At 72.6% G+C, this 17,529-nt stretch carries 13 protein-coding genes; 7 read left to right on the forward strand and 6 right to left on the reverse strand.

Translation table 11 applies throughout. The features are described 5' to 3' along the window. Positions 1 to 33 precede the first annotated feature (33 nt). Both BKI49_RS11560 and BKI49_RS11565 read left to right on the forward strand, forming a co-directional pair. On the forward strand, positions 34 to 618 hold the full coding sequence (locus BKI49_RS11560) for a TetR/AcrR family transcriptional regulator (RefSeq protein WP_095934162.1): 585 nt from the start codon (positions 34 to 36) through the stop codon (positions 616 to 618). Positions 619 to 690: 72 nt separating this feature from the next. Then, positions 691 to 1,470 (forward strand): SDR family NAD(P)-dependent oxidoreductase, encoded by a 780-nt coding sequence (locus tag BKI49_RS11565; RefSeq protein ID WP_095934163.1) that lies wholly within the window; start codon positions 691 to 693, stop codon positions 1,468 to 1,470. 178 nt (positions 1,471 to 1,648) lie between these two features. On the opposite strand, the gene BKI49_RS11570 is transcribed toward BKI49_RS11565, so the two are convergent. From BKI49_RS11570 to BKI49_RS11580, 3 genes are all read right to left on the reverse strand, one after another. Next, positions 1,649 to 2,584, reverse strand: a complete 936-nt coding sequence (locus BKI49_RS11570; RefSeq protein WP_095934164.1) for an oxidoreductase — start codon at positions 2,582 to 2,584, stop codon at positions 1,649 to 1,651. A 202-nt stretch (positions 2,585 to 2,786) separates the two neighbouring features. Continuing rightward, on the reverse strand, positions 2,787 to 5,528 hold the full coding sequence (ppdK, locus tag BKI49_RS11575; RefSeq protein WP_373557537.1) for a pyruvate, phosphate dikinase: 2,742 nt from the start codon (positions 5,526 to 5,528) through the stop codon (positions 2,787 to 2,789). 406 nt (positions 5,529 to 5,934) lie between these two features. Then, positions 5,935 to 7,179 (reverse strand): ROK family protein, encoded by a 1,245-nt coding sequence (locus BKI49_RS11580; RefSeq protein ID WP_179332408.1) that lies wholly within the window; start codon positions 7,177 to 7,179, stop codon positions 5,935 to 5,937. Between the two features lie 119 nt (positions 7,180 to 7,298). On the opposite strand from BKI49_RS11580, the gene BKI49_RS11585 reads away from it, so the two are divergent. Further along, positions 7,299 to 8,984, forward strand: coding sequence for an MGH1-like glycoside hydrolase domain-containing protein (locus BKI49_RS11585; protein WP_095934167.1), 1,686 nt, complete (start codon positions 7,299 to 7,301; stop codon positions 8,982 to 8,984). Continuing rightward, positions 8,981 to 10,918, forward strand: coding sequence for an amylo-alpha-1,6-glucosidase (locus BKI49_RS11590; RefSeq protein WP_095934168.1), 1,938 nt, complete (start codon positions 8,981 to 8,983; stop codon positions 10,916 to 10,918). Before BKI49_RS11585 ends, BKI49_RS11590 begins: the two co-directional genes overlap by 4 nt. A 35-nt stretch (positions 10,919 to 10,953) precedes the next feature. Here BKI49_RS11590 and dusB read toward each other — a convergent pair whose 3' ends face one another. Then, entirely contained in the window at positions 10,954 to 12,105 is a 1,152-nt protein-coding gene (gene dusB / locus BKI49_RS11595) for a tRNA dihydrouridine synthase DusB (RefSeq protein WP_095934169.1), read from the reverse strand. A 119-nt stretch (positions 12,106 to 12,224) separates the two neighbouring features. Here dusB and BKI49_RS11600 point away from each other — a divergent pair, with 119 nt between their 5' ends. Then, positions 12,225 to 13,679, forward strand: coding sequence for an MFS transporter (locus BKI49_RS11600; protein WP_095934170.1), 1,455 nt, complete (start codon positions 12,225 to 12,227; stop codon positions 13,677 to 13,679). Between the two features lie 265 nt (positions 13,680 to 13,944). Here the strand turns inward: BKI49_RS11600 and BKI49_RS11605 are convergent, their stop codons facing one another. Then, positions 13,945 to 15,024 carry a helix-turn-helix transcriptional regulator gene (locus BKI49_RS11605; RefSeq protein WP_257004720.1) on the reverse strand — a complete coding sequence of 360 codons (1,080 nt, stop codon included), beginning with the start codon at positions 15,022 to 15,024 and terminating at the stop codon, positions 13,945 to 13,947. Positions 15,025 to 15,125: 101 nt separating this feature from the next. On the opposite strand from BKI49_RS11605, the gene BKI49_RS11610 reads away from it, so the two are divergent. Continuing rightward, a complete protein-coding gene (locus BKI49_RS11610) occupies positions 15,126 to 16,556 on the forward strand; it encodes an MFS transporter (protein ID WP_095934171.1) in 1,431 nt (476 codons plus the stop codon). 100 nt (positions 16,557 to 16,656) lie between these two features. Then, complete coding sequence (locus BKI49_RS11615) at positions 16,657 to 16,863, forward strand: hypothetical protein (RefSeq protein ID WP_028804569.1); 207 nt, start codon at positions 16,657 to 16,659, stop codon at positions 16,861 to 16,863. Between the two features lie 52 nt (positions 16,864 to 16,915). Here BKI49_RS11615 and BKI49_RS11620 read toward each other — a convergent pair whose 3' ends face one another. Then, on the reverse strand, positions 16,916 to 17,503 hold the full coding sequence (locus BKI49_RS11620) for a TetR/AcrR family transcriptional regulator (RefSeq protein WP_095934172.1): 588 nt from the start codon (positions 17,501 to 17,503) through the stop codon (positions 16,916 to 16,918). Between the last annotated feature and the right edge of the window lie 26 nt (positions 17,504 to 17,529).

The following is a 17,529-nucleotide window of genomic DNA, read 5'->3' on the forward strand; positions in this document are numbered from 1 at the left end:
CCGGTCGTTCTTGAATGACTTACGGTCACCTGCATGGCCAGGACCAAGGAGTTCGACCCGGACGCCGCGCTGCGGGCAGCCCTGGAGCTGTTCTGGCGGCGCGGCTACGAGGCGACCTCGATGGCCGACCTGGTCGAGCACCTCGGCATCGGCCGGGCGAGCCTGTACGCGACGTTCGGCAGCAAGCACGAGCTGTACCTGAAGGCGTTCGACCGGTACGAGCAGACGGGACTCACCCGGATCGTCGGGGAGTTGTCGCAGCCGGGCCCCGCACTGCCGGCCGTACGGGCGGTCGTGCGGAGCTACGCGACCGAGGCCGCCCATGAGGAACTGCGCCGCAGTGGCTGCCTGGTCACCAACACGGCGGCCGAACTCGCCCCGCACGACCCGGCGTCCGCCCGGCGCGTCGAGCGCAACTGGGACCAACTGGAGACCGTCCTGCACACGACGCTGGTGCGCGCCCAGGCCCAGGGCGAACTGCCTCGGGGCCGCGATCCGCTCGCCCTGGCCCGCATGCTCCTGGTCCTGATGCAGGGCCTGCGGGTGGTCGGCAAGGCCTCGTCGGACCCGGCCCGCGTCCGGGACGCGGCGGAGCAGGCCCTGGCCCTGCTCGACTGAGTTCCGCGCCCTCCGTCGGAGGGCCTTTTTCTCGTCCTCATATTGAAACGATCGGTCAAAAAAGGGGAGATCATGACCACTCGGAGCACCGGCAACCGCTTCACCGACCGGACCGCCCTCGTCACGGGCGCCGGGTCCGGCATCGGCCGCACCACGGCGCTCGCCCTCGCCGCGGAGGGCGCCCGGGTCGTCGTGGCCGGACGGCGGGCGGAGCCCCTGGCCGAGACCGTCCGGCTGATCGAGGAGCAGGGCGGCAAGGCCCTCGCGGTGACCGCGGACGTCTCCCGCCCCGCCGACGCGGAGGAGTTGGTCCGGGCCGCCGTGGAACACTTCGGCTCGCTCGACGTGGCGGTCAACAACGCGGGCGTCTTCCGCGGCGGCCGGCCCCTGGCGGACCTGGCGGAGGACGACTGGCACACCCAGCTCGGCATCAACGTCACCGGCGTGTTCCTGGCCCTGCGGGCCGAGATCGCGCACATGCGGACCCAGCCGTCGGGCGGCGCGATCGTCAACGTCTCCTCCACGTTCGGCGCGCACACGGCCTCCGCGGGTGCCGCCGCCTACTCCGCGACCAAGGCCGCCGTGACCGCGCTCAGCCGCGGTGCCGCCCTGGACCACATCCGGGAGGGCGTCCGCATCAACGTCGTCAGCCCGGGCGCCACCGCCACCACCATGTCGCTGCGTCCCGGTGAGACCGAGGCCGGACGCGCGGAGCGGCTGCGGCACGACCTGCCGCTCGGCCGGGTGGCGCGGACCGAGGAGGCGGCCGCGGCGATCCTGTACCTGGCCTCGGACGACGCGGCCTCGACGGTCGGCACGGACCTGGTGCTCGACGGCGGCGGCTCGCTCTGACCCCGGGCCCGCCCCGGCCCACGGCCCGCCCCTGCCCACCGGCAGGACCTCTCGGCCCGGGTGTGCCGCGCGCTCGGGCCGTCGGCCGAGCGTGGGCCGTCACCCGGGCGCGGGCGGACGGCCGGGCGCCGGCCCAGGCCCCGTCCCGGCCGCGCGGCGGCTCCCGCGGCCGGTGGCGTCACACTTCGATCGTGTCGTAGGTGACGCCCGTCAGCCGCTCCGAGGCGGCCCAGAGGAGCTCTCCCGCCCGGTCGTCGCGGGTCCATGGAGCCCGCCACGACGGCGCGGGCGCGCCCCGCCACATCGCCAGCGACGGGCCGGTGAAGGAGTCGGGCGCCACCCGGGGCGCGGTGGCGGCGTACAGCGAGGGCAGCGCCCCGGCCTCGGCGCTCTGCGCGAAGAGCCGGTTGCCGGCCTCCATCATCCGCTCGGCGCCCTTGCGGCCCTCCAGCCGGGGCCCGGCTGCCTGGAGGTTGGTGGAGGCGTAACCGGGGTGCGCGGCGGCCGCGACGACGTCCGAGCCCGCGGCGGCCAGGCGCCGCGCCAGCTCGTGCGTGAACAGCAGGTTGGCGGTCTTGGAGCGGGCGTAGGCGATCCACTTGCGGTAGCGGCCGCGCTCGCCGCCCAGGTCGTCGATGTCGATGTTCGCCAGCGCGTGCACCATGCTCGACACGGTCACGATCCGCGCGCCGGGCGTGCGCAGCAGCGCGGGGAGCAGGAGCCCGGTGAGCGCGAAGTGCCCGAGGTGATTGACGCCGAACTGGGTCTCGAAGCCGTCGCCGGTGCGGCCCTCGGGCAGCGCCATGACCCCGGCGTTGTTGACGAGGAGGTCGAGCCGCTCGTACGCGCCCGCGTACCCGGCCGCGAACTCCCTGACGGAGGCCAGCTCCCCGAGGTCCAGCGGCAGGAACTCCACGTCCGCGGCCGGCACTTCCGAGACGAGCCGCTCGCGGGCCGCGGTGCCGCGCGCCGCGCTCCGGCAGGCCAGGACCACCCGGGCGCCGTGCCGGGCCAGCTCCCGCGCGGTCACGAAGCCGAGGCCGCTGTTGGCCCCGGTGACCACCGCGGTGCGCCCGCTCTGGTCGGGGATGTCGCCCGCGTTCCACCCGGTCATGACGGATTCCCTCTCCGGTTCCCGCGCCCTCGACGATCACGGTCCTCGCGCTCACGGTACGCGCCGTCCCGTCCCCGGGCAGGCGGAGAGGGCGGCACCCCCCGCACAGGGGTACCGCCCTCTCTTCGTGCACCGGGACCACCGCCGTCGGTGAGGGTCGGGGACCGACGGCGGTCCCGGGGCCGGGACAGGCCCTCAGGGCCTAGCGGTGGTCACTGCCCTTGGACGTCGACGCCGCGCGCCCCGCCTCCAGGCGGGCCACCGGGATCCGGAACGGCGAGCAGGAGACGTAGTCGAGCCCGACCTCGTGGAAGAAGTGGACCGACTCGGGGTCGCCGCCGTGCTCGCCGCAGACGCCGAGCTTCAGGTCGGGGCGCGTCGCGCGGCCGGCCTGCACCGCGGACTTCACCAGGGAGCCGACGCCGTCCTTGTCGATCGTCTCGAACGGGCTGACGCCGAAGATGCCCTTCTCCAGGTACGCCGTGAAGAAGGACGCCTCCACGTCGTCGCGGCTGAAGCCCCACACCGTCTGGGTGAGGTCGTTCGTGCCGAAGGAGAAGAACTCCGCCGCCTCGGCGATCTGGCCGGCCGTCAGCGCGGCGCGCGGCAGCTCGATCATGGTGCCGATCGCGAGCTTGAGCTGCACACCGGTGGCCGCCTCGACCTCGGCGATGACCTGGTCGGCCTCCTCGCGGACGATCTCCAGCTCCTGGACGGTGCCGACGAGCGGGATCATGATCTCGGCGCGCGGGTCGCCCTTCGCGTTCTTGCGCTCGGCGGCGGCCTCCGCGATCGCCCTGACCTGCATCGTGAACAGGCCGGGGATGACCAGGCCGAGGCGCACACCGCGCAGGCCCAGCATCGGGTTCGCCTCGTGCAGGCGGTGCACCGCCTGGAGCAGGCGCAGGTCGTTCTCGTTGGCGTCCTTGCGGGACTCGGCGAGCGCGACGCGCACCGACAGCTCGGTGATGTCCGGCAGGAACTCGTGCAGCGGCGGGTCCAGGAGACGGACCGTGACCGGCAGGCCGTCCATCGCCGAGAACAGCTCCACGAAGTCCTTCTTCTGGAGCGGCAGGAGCGCCTTCAGCGACTCCTCGCGCTCGGCCTCGGTGTCCGCGAGGATCAGGCGCTCGACCAGCTCGCGGCGGTCGCCGAGGAACATGTGCTCGGTGCGGCACAGACCGATGCCCTGGGCGCCGAAGCGGCGGGCGCGCAGCGCGTCCTCGGCGTTGTCGGCGTTGGCGCGTACGCGCAGGCTGCGCTTGCGGTCGGCGAACGCCATGATCCGGTGCACGGCCTCGACCAGCTCGTCGGCGTCGTCGGCTCCGGCGTGCATCCGGCCCTCGAAGTACTCGACGACCGGGGACGGGACGACGGGGACCTCACCGAGGTACACCTTGCCGCTGGAGCCGTCGATCGAGATGAGGTCGCCCTCCTCGACGACGTGCCCGCCGGGCACGGTCATCCGGCGGCGCTTGGTGTCGACCTCCAGCTCCTCGGCGCCGCAGACACAGGTCTTGCCCATGCCGCGCGCGACGACGGCCGCGTGCGAGGTCTTGCCGCCGCGCGAGGTCAGGATGCCCTCGGCCGCGATCATGCCGTCGAGGTCGTCGGGGTTGGTCTCCCGGCGGACCAGGATGACCTTCTCCCCGGAACGCGACCACTTCACGGCGGTGTACGAGTCGAAGACCGCCTTGCCGACCGCCGCACCCGGCGAGGCCGCGATGCCCCGGCCGACCTGCTCGACCTTCGCGTGCTCGTCGAAGCGCGGGAACATCAGCTGGGCGAGCTGGGCGCCGGTGACGCGCTGCAGCGCCTCGGCCTCGTCGATCAGGCCCTGGTCCACCAGCTGCGTGGCGATACGGAAGGCCGCGCCCGCCGTGCGCTTGCCGACGCGGGTCTGGAGCATCCACAGCTGGCCGCGCTCGATGGTGAACTCGATGTCGCAGAGATCCTTGTAGTGGTTCTCCAGGGTCTCCATGATCTGCATCAGCTGGTCGTACGACTTCTTGTCGATCGACTCCAGCTCGGCGAGCGGGACCGTGTTGCGGATGCCCGCGACGACGTCCTCGCCCTGCGCGTTCTGCAGGTAGTCGCCGTACACGCCCTGGTGGCCGCTGGCGGGGTCACGGGTGAAGGCGACGCCGGTGCCGGAGTCCGGGCCCAGGTTGCCGAAGACCATGGAACAGATGTTGACGGCGGTGCCCAGGTCGTGCGGGATGCGCTCCTGGCGGCGGTACAGCTTCGCGCGGTCGCCGTTCCACGAGTCGAAGACCGCCTTGATGGCGAGGTCCATCTGGTCGCGCGGGTCCTGCGGGAAGTCGCGGCCGGCCTCGGTCTTGACGATCTTCTTGAACTTGGTGACGAGCTTCTTCAGGTCGGCCGCCTCGAGGTCGGTGTCGACCGTGACCTTCTTGGCGTCCTTCGCGGCGTCCAGCGCCTCCTCGAAGAGCTCACCGTCCACACCGAGGACCGTCTTGCCGAACATCTGGATGAGGCGGCGGTACGAGTCCCACGCGAAGCGGTCGTCGCCGGCCTGCTTGGCGAGGCCCTGGACCGACTTGTCGGAGAGGCCGATGTTCAGGACGGTGTCCATCATGCCCGGCATCGAGAACTTCGCCCCGGAGCGGACGGACACGAGCAGAGGGTTGTCGGCCTGGCCGAGCTTCTTGCCCATCTTCGTCTCGAGGGCTTCGAGGTGTGCACTCACCTCGTCACGCAGTGCCGCGGGCTCCTCGCCGCTGTCGAGGTACGTCTTGCACGCCTCGGTCGTGATCGTGAAACCCGGAGGGACGGGAAGACCCAGGTTGGTCATCTCGGCGAGGTTTGCACCCTTGCCGCCGAGGAGGTCCTTGAGGTCCCTGTTGCCCTCGGTGAAGTCATAAACGAACTTCACGCCTTCGACGCCGTTCTCGGCTACGTGAAGATCCTTGTTTTCCGACACGCGTCTCGACTCCTCGACGTCGCGGTGGCTGCCCTGACGGCGAGGAACATACCCAGATCGAAGGCGCCTGGGTACGTCCACTTGTGCGTCATGCGCCTGTAACCACTCGTCCGCCAGCAGATCGAAAGTCAAAGCTTGGCAAGCGCCGAGGCCCAGATGTTTTCACTTCTTGAACGCAAGATCCCCCACGACACCTCATGAGCGCTCACATGAGCGAGCTTCAGCACGCCTGAGTTTAATCGATGAACGATCAAGGGGTGGCACTGAGTGCCACCCCTTAGGGAAGTGCAGCCGCCCATGATCCGCTCATCTGAGCAGCACCCCTATCAAGGGTGGCGAGAATCACGCCGGTGAGGACGTCCGGATTTCACCATGCGGACCGGTTCGCGGACACGACACACGGTGGTCACACACCGAGCGCGGCCAGCCGCTCCTCGGCCCGCTCCGGCGCGTACAGGTGCTCGACGACCAGCGCACCGGCCCCCACCAGCCCCGCCCGCTCACCGAGCCGCGAGGTCACCACGTCCAGATGAGCGGTGGAACGGGGCAGCGCCCGCTGATAGAGGAGCTCACGCACGCCCGTGAGGAAGGGAGTTCCGGCCAAATCGCCGGCGATCATCAGCACGCCGGGGTTGAGCAGCGTCACCACGGTGGCGAGCACGTCGCCGACCTGCCGTCCCGCTTCCCGCGCGAGCGCCATCGCCTCGGGATGTCCGGCCGCCAGCAGGTCCCGCACGTCCGAGCCGGACGCGGCGGGGACCCCCGCCTCGGCGAGCCGGCGCGCCACCGCGCCACCGCTCGCGACGGCGGCCAGGCAGCCGTACGAGCCGCACCGGCACAGCGCGTCGGCGCCCACCCGGATGTGCCCGATGTCGCCCGCGCCTCCGTCGACGCCCCGGTAGATGCTGCCGCCCACGACCATGCCCGCGCCTATTCCGGTGGAGACCTTGACCAGGGCGAACGCCGAGCAGTCGGGATAGCCGGTGCGCTGTTCGCCGTACGCCATGAGATTGGCGTCGTTGTCCACGAGGACGGGGACCGCCGCCCGGCCGGCGCCCGGGGCCGTGCGCGGGCCGGCGTGTTCGGCGAAGGCGCGGCCCAGGCGGCCCCTTATGTCGTAACCGTCCCAGCCCGGCATGATCGGCGGCTGCACCACGCGGCCGGTGTCGCTGTCGACCGGACCCGGCACCGCGAGGCCGATGCCGCACACCGCGTCCGTGCGCTGCCCGGCCTCCTCCAGCAGGCCGGCGAACCAGCGCCCCAGTTCGTCCAGGACCGCCTCCGGGCCCTCGTCGACCACCAGGACGCCGGTCCGCTCGGCCAGGATCTCCCCGGTCAGCGTGAGGAGGGCCGCCCGGCCGTGCCGGGTGTCGAGGTCGGCGGCCAGGACGACGGCGTGCTCGTCGTCGAACTCCAGGGTGATGGAGGGGCGGCCCCCGAGAGGCGAGTCGACCGGACCGCCGGCGCCCTCACGCAGCCAGCCCGCGCGGAAGAGCCGGTCGAGCCGCTGGCCGACCGTGGCGCGGGACAGACCGGTGACCTGCTGGAGCGCACCTCGCGTGGTGGCCCGGCCGCTGCGCACCAGTTCGAGCAGATCTCCGGCGCTCGCCTGATGTGAGGCCTTCACGGTTCTCCCTGCCCTTCCCGTCATGCGCACCCCCTTGCGTTCCTCAACTCTGCATTACATATTGAGTTTTGCGTGTTAAATAGACGTAACCCTACGGTAGCCACTGCCGAACCGGTCGGCCGGACGTCTTCGGGGAGACCTGAGTGGACCGCACAACCCAGCTCACCGCCCTGCGCACGGGGACCGCCACCCCCCTGCACACCTCCGGCACTCCCGCACACGCCTCCGGCCCGCCACTCCCGCCCGGCACGGGCGGAACTTCCCGGTCCGGATCACTTGTATACGACCCTGCCGGTCCGGCCGCTTCGATGCACCTCGGGGCCGCGCGCGTCCTCGACGACAACTGGACCGGCACGTCCACGGTGCCCTCGCGCGGCCTGTACCCGCACCAGTGGTCCTGGGACTCTGCGTTCATCGCGATCGGCCTGCGCCACCTGTCCCCGCTGCGTGCCCAGACGGAGTTGGAGACCCTGCTCGGCGCCCAGTGGGCCGACGGACGCGTCCCGCACATCGTGTTCAACCCCTCCGTCCCGCTGGACGCGTACTTCCCGAGCCCCGACTTCTGGCGCTCCTCGACCGCGGGGCGCGCTGCGGGCGCCCCGCGCACCGTACAGACGTCGGGCATCGTGCAGCCACCGGTGCACGCGCTCGCCGTCTGGCTGGTGCACCGCGCGGACCCGGGCCTGTCGTGGGCGCGCGCGTTCCTCCCCCGGATGTATCCCCGTCTCGCGGCCTGGCACCGCTATCTCCTGCACCGCAGGGACCTGGGGGGCGGCGGCCTCGCCTCCGTGGTCCACCCCTGGGAGCAGGGCATGGACAACAGCCCCTGCTGGGACGCCCCGCTCAGCCGGGTCACCCCGGCGCCGGCCCGCTCCTTCCGCCGTGCCGACCTCGACCACGGGTCCGCCGAGGACCGGCCGACCGATCTCGACTACGGGCGGTACGTGCGGCTGGCCGCCGACTACCGGGACGGCGGATACGCGGACGGGGGCGGCGCGTTCGCCGTCGAGGACCCCGCGTTCAACGCGCTGCTGATCGCCTCCGAGCACGCGCTGGCGTGCATCGCGCAGGAGCTGGGCGCGGCGGGCACCGCCCGGCACGCCCGCGCCGAACGCCTCACGGCGGCCCTGGTGGAGCGGCTGTGGGACCCGGCGGCGGGCATGTTCTTCTGCCGGGACGTGCACGACGGGGGTAGGAGCGGTGCTCCCGACACGGAGCGGCGTTCGCGGAGCGATGCTCACGACACCGAGCAGCGTTCGCAGAGCAGTGCTCGCGGCACGGAGCGGCGCTCTCCGGGTGGCGCGCTGATCCGCGAGCGCAGTGTGGCCGGGCTGCTGCCGATCGTCCTGCCCGCGCTGCCGCGCGACATCGCCGCCGCCCTGGTCCGCACGGCGAGCGGCCCGCACTTCGGACTCGGCGGCGACACCCGGCTCGTACCGAGCTACGACCTCGCGGGGGACGCCTTCGACCCGCACCGGTACTGGCGCGGACCGGCCTGGTTCAACACCAACTGGCTGCTGGAGCGCGGCCTGCGGCTGCACGGGGAGCACGCGCGGGCGGACGGTCTGCGGGCCGCGCTGCTCGACACCGCGGCGGAGTCCGGATTCGCGGAGTACGTGGACCCGTACACCGGCGAGGCCTGCGGAGCGCTCGGCTTCAGCTGGACGGCCGCGCTGACGCTCGATCTGCTGCACGACCCCTTCGGGGCGGACCGATTCGTGTCCCCGGCGGGCCGCGACGCGTTCGACAGGACACAGGGCGCAACACCACACGACACGACGGCACACAGCGCATGCGACACGGGCGCCAAAGGAGGGGACCGGGGATGACGGACCGGCATCATCTGCTCGTGCACGGTGGGACGTTCGCCGCCGTGGGCGACGGCGGGGACATCAGCGGCGTACGGGGCGGCAGCTCGCCGGACGGGCTGTTCGTGCGGGACGCCCGGCACCTCAGCCGCTGGCAGCTGACCGTGGACGGCGCGGTGCCCGAGGCGCTCACGCCGGTCGCGGACGGCGACACGGCACGCTGTGTGCTGGTGCCGCGCGGCGGGCGCACGGAGCCGCCCGCCTGCACGCTCTTCCGCGAACAGGCGGTCGCCGAGGGCGCGTTCGTGGAGGCGCTGCGCGTCACCAGCAACCGTCCGACGCCCACCACGGTCCGTATCGCGGTCACCGCGGACGCCGACTTCACCGACCAGTTCGAACTGCGCTCCGACCACCGCACGTACGCGAAGACGGGCGTGGTGCGGCAGCGTCAGGTCCTCGACGACGGCGTGGAGTTCAGCTACCGGCGCGGTGAGTGGCGGTCCTGTACGACGGTCACCTCCGAGCCCGCGCCGGACGGTGTGGAGGAGACGGGCACGGGCGCCCGCCGCCTCGTGTGGACGCTCGAACTCGAACCGCACGGTTCGGCGGAGCTGGCGCTGCGCGTCGCCGCCCGTCCGCACGGCGCCGTCGTGGCGCCGCGCGTGCCGCTGTCCCCCGCCGCCGCCAACGAGCAACTGCTGGAACTCGAAGGGGAGTTCGCGGAGGGAGTGCCCTTCCCGACCGGCTGGCCGGAGCTGGCCGCGGCCTGTGCGCGCGGCCTGTCCGACCTGGCCGTGCTCCAGGTCCCGGCGACGGGTCCGGACGGCGAGGAGCTGCGGGTGCCCGCGGCCGGGGTCCCGTGGTTCCTCACCCTGCTGGGCCGGGACGCCCTGCTGACCTCGCTCTTCGCCCTGCCGTACCGTCCCGGGCTCGCCGCCGCCACGCTGCCCGCGCTCGCCGCGACCCAGGCGACGGAGACGGGCGCAGGGGCGGTGGCCCAGCCCGGCAAGATCGTGCACGAGGTGCGGCACGGCGAACTGGCGCACTTCGGGCAGGTGCCGTACGGGCGGTACTACGGCTCGGTCGACGCGACTCCCCTGTTCCTGGTGCTGCTCGGCGCGTACACGGAGCAGACCGGCGACACGGCGCCGGCCCGCCGCCTGGAGGCCAACGCCCGTGCGGCGATCGGCTGGATGCTCGACCACGGCGGTCTGACCTCGCGCGGCTATCTCGTCTACCGCGCGGACGGAGGCGGCCTCGCCAACCAGAACTGGAAGGACTCGCCGGGGGCGATCTGCTCGGCGGACGGCAGCCGCCCCACCGGCCCGGTGATGGCGGCGGGCGCGCAGGGGTACGCGTACGACGCCCTGCGCCGCACCGCGCAACTGGCGCGCACGGTCTGGGACGACGAGGTCTACGCGGCCCTGCTCGAACAGGCCGCCGCCGATCTGCGCGACCGCTTCCAGCGGGACTTCTGGATGTCCGAGCACGGCTTCCCCGCGCTGGCGCTGGACGGCGACGGCCGGCACGTCGACGCGCTCGCCTCGGACGCGGGCCATCTCCTGTGGTCCGGTCTGCTGGACAAGGAGTACGGCGAACTGGTGGGCCGCCGCCTCCTCGAACCGGACTTCTTCTCGGGCTGGGGCGTACGCACGCTCGCCGCGGGACAGCCCGCGTACCACCCGATGTCGTACCACCGCGGTTCGGTCTGGCCGCACGACAACGCGCTGATCACGCTGGGGCTGGCCCGCTACGGCCTGCACGACGAGGCCCGCACGGTCGCGCACGGGCTGGTCGACGCGGCGACCGCCGCCGGGCACCGGCTCCCCGAGGTCCTCGCCGGCTACGGCCGTGACACGCACCGCGAGCCGGTGCCGTACCCGCACGCGTGCGTACGGGAGTCGAGGTCGGCGGCGGCTCCGCTGGCGCTGCTCACCGCCGTGGGAGGTGCGTAGCCCGGGGCCGGCCGGCCCCGGGCGCACGGACCGGGTCAGCCCCCGGACGTGTCCAGTTCCGCGTCCTCGCTGATCCCCGCGCAGTCGTACGGGTCCTTCAGCCAGCCGTCCGGCAGGACGACCCTGTTGTTGCCGGAGGTGCGGCCGCGGGGCCCGTCCGCGCCGGCGGGCCAGGGCTGGTCGAGGTCCAGCTCGGCGAGTCCTTCGGAGAGTTCGGCGAGCGACGAGGTGATCGCGAGGCGCTTGCGCATCTCGGAGCCGACCGCGAAGCCCTTCAGGTACCAGGCGACGTGCTTGCGGAAGTCGATGACACCGCGGGCCTCGTCGCCGATCCACTCACCGAGCAGGGTCGCGTGGCGGACCATGACGTCCGCGACCTCGCGCAGCGTCGGCCGGGCGAACTCCGCGCGCCCCTCGAAGGCGGCCACCAGGTCACCGAAGAGCCAGGGCCGGCCGAGGCAGCCGCGGCCCACGACGACGCCGTCGCAGCCGGTCTCGCGGACCATCCGGATCGCGTCCTCGGCGGACCAGATGTCGCCGTTGCCGAGGACGGGGATCTCCGGCACGTGCTCCTTGAGGCGCGCGATGGCGTCCCAGTCCGCCGTGCCGCCGTAGTGCTGTGCGGCGGTCCGGCCGTGCAGCGCGATCGCCGTGACGCCTTCCTCGACGGCGATCCGCCCGGCGTCCAGGAAGGTGATGTGGTCGTCGTCGATGCCCTTGCGCATCTTCATGGTGACCGGGAGGTCGCCGGCGCCGGCGACGGCCTCGCGCAGGATCGCCCGCAGCAGGTTCCGCTTGTACGGGAGCGCGGAGCCGCCGCCCTTGCGGGTCACCTTCGGGACCGGGCAGCCGAAGTTCAGGTCGATGTGGTCGGCGAGGTTCTCCTCCGCGATCATGCGGACGGCCTTGCCGACGGTGGCGGGGTCCACGCCGTACAGCTGGATCGAGCGCGGCTTCTCGGTCGCGTCGAAGTGGATCAGCTGCATGGTCTTCTCGTTGCGCTCGACCAGCGCCCGCGTGGTGATCATCTCGCTGACGAACAGGCCCTTGCCGCCGCTGAACTCGCGGCACAGGGTGCGGAACGGCGCGTTCGTGATCCCGGCCATGGGCGCGAGGACGACGGGCGGCTGCACCGTGTGGGGGCCGATCGACAGAGGGGACGCGGGGGCGAGGGTGGGCGTGGACATTCCCCCATTGTCGCGTACGCCGGCGGGTGCTCGTACGGGGATCCGGTCTCACCCCGCGGCCAAGATCGTGTACCGGTCATTAGTTAGACGCACTATCGAAAAAGGCGTACGCTGGGTGGATGCCCGAGCTCAGCCACCGCCACCGGATGCTGGTGCTCGCGATCTGCTGCATGAGCCTGCTGATCGTGAGCCTGGACAACACGGTCCTGAACGTCGCCCTCCCCTCGATGCAGCGGGAACTGCACGCCGACGTCGCGGGCCTGCAGTGGACCATCGACGCCTACACCCTGGTCCTCGCCTCGCTGCTGATGCTCGCGGGCTCGACCGCCGACCGCATCGGCCGCCGCAAGGTCTTCACCGCGGGCCTGGTGATCTTCACCCTCGGTTCGGTCCTGTGCTCCCTCGCCCCGAACCTCGAATCCCTCGTCGTCTTCCGCATGGTGCAGGCGGTCGGCGGTTCGATGCTCAACCCGGTGGCGATGTCGATCATCACCAACACCTTCACCGACCCGCGCGAGCGCGCCCGCGCGATCGGCGCGTGGGGCGGTGTCGTCGGCATCTCCATGGCCGCCGGCCCCCTGGTCGGCGGCCTCCTTGTCGACTCGGTCGGCTGGCGCTCGATCTTCTGGATCAACCTCCCGGTCGGCCTCGCGGCGCTGCTGCTCACCCTGCGCTTCGTCCCCGAGTCCCGCGCCCCCAAGGCCCGCCGCCCCGACCCGGTCGGACAGCTGCTGGTCATCGCGCTGCTCGGCTCGCTGACGTACGCGATCATCGAGGCGCCCAGCTCCGGTGCCCCGAAGACCCTCGCCTTCGGCGCGATCGCCGTCGCCGCGCTGCTCGGCCTCCTGTGGTTCGAGCCGCGACGGGCCGAACCCCTCATCGATCTGCGCTTCTTCCGCTCCGCGCCGTTCAGCGGGGCCACGGTCATAGCCGTCAGCGCGTTCGCCGCGCTCAGCGGCTTCCTCTTCCTGTCGACGCTCTACCTGCAGAACGTGCGCGGTCTGGACGCGTTGCACGCCGGTCTGTGGATGCTGCCGATGGCCGCCCTGTGCTTCGTCTGCGCCCCCCTGTCGGGACGGGTGGTCGGCAGCCGGGGACCGCGCCTGCCGCTGCTGATCGCCGGCGTGGCGATGTCGGCGAGCGGCGTTCTGTTCGCGGCCTTCGAGGCCGAGACGTCGAACGTCACGCTCGTCGTCGGCTACGTCCTGTTCGGGCTCGGCTTCGGTTTCGTCAACGCACCCATCACCAACACCGCCGTCTCCGGCATGCCCCGCTCCCAGGCGGGCGTCGCCGCCGCCGTCGCCTCGACCAGCCGCCAGATCGGCGGCACCCTCGGGGTCGCCGTGGTCGGCGCCGTGCTGGCGTCGGGGGTACAGGGGGCGGCCTACCGGGACACGTTCGTGTCGGCCGCCCGGCCCGGCTGGTGGATCATCGCCGCGTGCGGCCTCGCGGTCCTCGTCCTCGGCGCGCTGACCAGCGGACGCTGGGCCCGCAGGACGGCCGAGGACACGGCCGCGCGGCTGGTGTCGGAGGAGTCCCCGGAGGTACGGGACCCGGCGGGCGTAAGCGCCTAGAGGGTCGGTCCTGGCGCAGCACCACGGTGACGCCCAGCCGCTCCAGGAACGGCACCACCGCCTCGAAGTACTCCAGCTCGCCGTCCCTGTCCACGCTGACGCCCGCCAGGGCCCGCCGGGCCACGTCGGCGTGGTGCCAGACGAGCGTGAAGGGCGCGCGGGGCCCCTCCGGCCTCCGACGGCCGCGCCGATCATAGGCCGGGCACCTCCCTGACGTGGCCGGCGCGCGGTGCAGGGGACCGCGACCGGCCGTCACGGGCAGCCGTCACGCGGGCCCGGCGTCCCGCTCCGGATTCCCGTCCGCCGGCGCGAGGGCGTGCAGCCGCTCCAGCCGCTCACGGCTCTCCTCGTCCGTCGGGACGTACGTCACCATGCGGGCCCCCAGGTCGGGGGCGAGCCACAGGTCGGTGTGGTCGACGGTGACCAGCCCCACGTACGGGTTGAGGAACTGCTTGGTCCTGCTGCGGGCGCCGCCCACCACCTCGTACCGCTCCCAGTGCTCACGGAACTCCGCGGACTCCGTCGTCAGCCGCTTGACCAGCATCTTCCAGGCGGGTTCGCCGAGGTGTCCGGCCATCGAGCCGCGCAGCTTCGCGGCCATCATGCGCATCGCGTCGTCGAGCTGCACGATCGACCTGCGCCACTCGGCGTTCGTGTAGACGAGGATCATGCAGTTGCGGTCCTCGGGCGGCACCGCGTCGAGGTCGCTCATCAGCAGGCGGGCGTACGTCCTGTTGTACGCGAGGATGTCGTACCGGCTGTTCTGGATGCAGGCGGGGACCGGCTCCAGCTGGGTCAGCATGTGCCGCAGCGCCGGGGTGATCGTCGGGCACTGCGCGGCGGGCGAGGGGTCGACGGCGCCCGCCAGCTGGAAAAGGTGGGCACGCTCGCTCGCGTCCAGCAGCAGGGTGCGGGCCAGCGCGTCGAGGACCTGCTCGGAGACCTGGATGTCCCTCGCCTGTTCGAGCCACGTGTACCAGGTGACGCCCACGGCGGAGAGCTGCGCGACCTCCTCGCGGCGCAGTCCCGGGGTGCGCCGGCGCCGGCCGCGGGGCAGTCCGACCTGCTCGGGCGGGATGCGTTCGCGCCGGCTGCGGAGGAAGCCGGCGAGTTCGTGACGCCTGATCTCGCTGCCGCGGGGTGCGGCGGTGGCGGAGGGTCGGTCGACGGCGGGGGCGGCCGGTCCCGGCTGCGGGGCGGGGGCCGGGGTGCGGGCCCGTCCGGCCGGGGCGGGGGCCGGCGCGTCGGCCGGGGTGCGGGCCGGTGTCCCGGCCTGCGCGGCCGGGGCCGGGTGTGCTGCCCGCGGGGCCGGGGTCGTGGTCGTCTCCCGCACCATCGTCGTCATGCCTCCAGCCTGAGCCTCACCGGAACCTGTTTCCAGGTACTGCTTCTACCAGGATAAGAAGACTCTGGTACCAGCCTGAGGCGGGGAGAAGGCTGAGGGACGTGACCGATACCGGAACTCTCACGACCCCGACCGGCTCCCGAGTCGCCCCACCCGTGCTCGGCGGCCTCGGGCTCTTCACCGTGCTGCTCGGTGCGGCACTGCCCCTCATCGACTTCTTCATCGTCAACGTCGCCCTGCCGACCATCGGCCGTGACCTGAACGCGAGCGAAGCCGTCCTCGAACTCGTCGTCGCCGGCTACGGAGTCGCCTACGCCGTCCTCCTCGTCCTCGGCGGACGCCTCGGCGACCTCTTCGGCCGGCGGCAGTTCTTCCTCGGCGGCATGGCCGCCTTCGGCCTGACGTCCCTCGCGTGCGGGCTCGCGCCCTCCGCCTGGACGCTGGTCGCGGCACGCGTCGCGCAGGGCGCGGCGTCCGCGGCGATGCTGCCGCAGGTCCTCGCGACCATCCAGTCGGCGACCAGCGGGCCGCGCCGCGCCAAGGCGATGGGCCTGTACGGAGCCACGGCCGGCCTCTCCATGGTCGCCGGGCAGATCCTCGGCGGCGTCCTGGTCGCCGCGGACATCGCGGGCACGGGCTGGCGCTCGGTGTTCCTCGTGAACGTGCCCGTCGTCATCGTCGGCCTGGTCCTCGCCGCGCGCGCCGTACCGGAGACCCGCTCGCAGCACCCGGAGCCGGTCGACGCCCCCGGCACGGTCCTGCTCGCGGTGTCCCTGCTCGCCCTGCTCGCTCCGCTGACCGAGGGCCGGGCGGCGGGCTGGCCGCTGTGGACCTGGCTGTCGCTGGCCCTGTTCCCGCTCGCGGCGGCGGCGTTCTATCTGGTCGAACGCGGCAAGGACCGGAGCGGCCGTACTCCGCTGGTTCCGCCCAGCCTGTTCGCGCTGACCTCGCTGCGCCGCGGCCTGGTGATGATCGTGCCGTTCTCGATCGGGTTCAGCGGCTTCATGTTCGTGATCGCGGTGGCGTTGCAGCGCGGTGCGGGCCTCGGTCCGGTGCCCGCGGGGCTCGCCCTCGCGCCCATGGCCGTCGTCTTCCTCGCCGTCTCCCTGTGCGGGCCCCGGCTGGTCGCCCGCCACGGCACCCGTGTCGTCACCGTCGGCGGTCTCGTCCAGGCGGTGGGCGTGACGCTGCTGGCGCTGGCCGCCTGGCGGTCCTGGCCGGACCTCGGCGTGCGGGAACTGCTGCCCGGCGCGGCGGTGGCGGGCGCCGGCCAGGCCCTCCAGCTGCCGGTCATCTTCCGGATCATCCTCTCCGAGGTGCCGCCGGCCCGGGCCGGTGTCGGCAGCGGAGTCATGATCACCACCCAGCAGTCGGCCCTCGCCCTGGGTGTCGCCACCCTGGGCTCCCTCTTCCTGGCCCTGGTCCCCGCCCACGGCATGCGGGACGCCCTGGTGACCACACTCCTGGTCCAACTCGCGGGCGTGGCCCTGACCACAGCACTGAGCCTCCGCCTGCCGCGCACGATCAGCTGACGCCGAAGAAGTTCAACTCGCCGCCGAAGACACCCCGTTGATCTTCTCCTTGCTGCACACTCCTAAGCGCACGAGCGGAGCGCTGTCATTGGAGGGCGTCATGCTTCAGATCAACACGAGCAAAGTGAGCCGCTGGGACCAGCACGGTCGGGAGCATGTCGTCCATGTGCAACGCGCGGGCGTGCAGCGGACGATCAGATGCGACACGTGCGGCTGGCGCAAGGGTGCGCAGTTCCTGCCATGGCTCAAGGCGGAGGAACATCTCGCCGAGGCGCATCAGGCGACGGTGGATCCGGCCGACGCGTGAGGGGGACGCGAGGCCGGGCGTCCGGCGGCCCGGGGGCCGGGCGCCCGGCGGGTCAGGCGCGCAGGCCGCGCAGGACCAGGGCGACGACCGCCTCGAAGTCCGCCTCGATGCCCGGCTGTTCCCATTCGCGGGCGTAGCAGGGGTCGTGGAAGCGGCCTGTGGCGTCGAAGGCGGCGCGGGCCGAGACGGCGGGGTCGGCGGCGTCGAACACGCCACGCGCGACGCCGTCCTGGACGATCTCGGTGAGCTGGCCGGTGAGGTCGGCGATGTGCCGCTCGACGACCGCGCTGGTCTCGCCGATCAGCACCTGGTAGGTGGCGAAGAGCTGGGGGTCGTCGCCCGCCTTCTTGCGCTTGGCCGCGAACAGAGCGGTGAACCAGTCGCGCATCCGCGACGCGGGGTCGCGGTCCTCGGCGACGATGCCGGCGAGGGCCTCGGACGTCCGGTCCAGCCAGTGCTGGGTGACCGCTTCCCGCAGCGCCGCCTTCGTACGGAAATGACGGTAGACGCTGCCGTGGCTGACGCCGAGCGCGCGGGCCACGTCCACCACGGTGGCCTTGGCCGGGCCGTGGCGGCGCAGCACCTCCTCGGTGGCTGCGAGGATGCGCTCGGCGGTCAGGGTCTCGGAGGTCGGTGCCATGACGAAGACCGTACCTGCCGGTGCCG

It is taken from the genome of Streptomyces sp. Tue6028 (assembly GCF_002300165.1).
Taxonomy (GTDB): Bacteria; Actinomycetota; Actinomycetes; order Streptomycetales; family Streptomycetaceae; genus Streptomyces; species Streptomyces siamensis.

Coding starts and splice junctions, on each gene's coding strand:
- dusB (WP_095934169.1), bottom strand. CDS start 12,105: ATGTCCACGCCCACCCTCGCCCCCGCGTCCCCTCTGTCGATCGGCCCC.
- BKI49_RS11620 (WP_095934172.1), bottom strand. CDS start 17,503: ATGGCACCGACCTCCGAGACCCTGACCGCCGAGCGCATCCTCGCAGCC.
- BKI49_RS11615 (WP_028804569.1), top strand. CDS start 16,657: ATGCTTCAGATCAACACGAGCAAAGTGAGCCGCTGGGACCAGCACGGT.
- BKI49_RS11570 (WP_095934164.1), bottom strand. CDS start 2,584: ATGACCGGGTGGAACGCGGGCGACATCCCCGACCAGAGCGGGCGCACC.
- BKI49_RS11565 (WP_095934163.1), top strand. CDS start 691: ATGACCACTCGGAGCACCGGCAACCGCTTCACCGACCGGACCGCCCTC.
- BKI49_RS11560 (WP_095934162.1), top strand. CDS start 34: ATGGCCAGGACCAAGGAGTTCGACCCGGACGCCGCGCTGCGGGCAGCC.
- BKI49_RS11580 (WP_179332408.1), bottom strand. CDS start 7,179: ATGACGGGAAGGGCAGGGAGAACCGTGAAGGCCTCACATCAGGCGAGC.
- BKI49_RS11605 (WP_257004720.1), bottom strand. CDS start 15,024: ATGACGACGATGGTGCGGGAGACGACCACGACCCCGGCCCCGCGGGCA.
- BKI49_RS11600 (WP_095934170.1), top strand. CDS start 12,225: ATGCCCGAGCTCAGCCACCGCCACCGGATGCTGGTGCTCGCGATCTGC.
- BKI49_RS11590 (WP_095934168.1), top strand. CDS start 8,981: ATGACGGACCGGCATCATCTGCTCGTGCACGGTGGGACGTTCGCCGCC.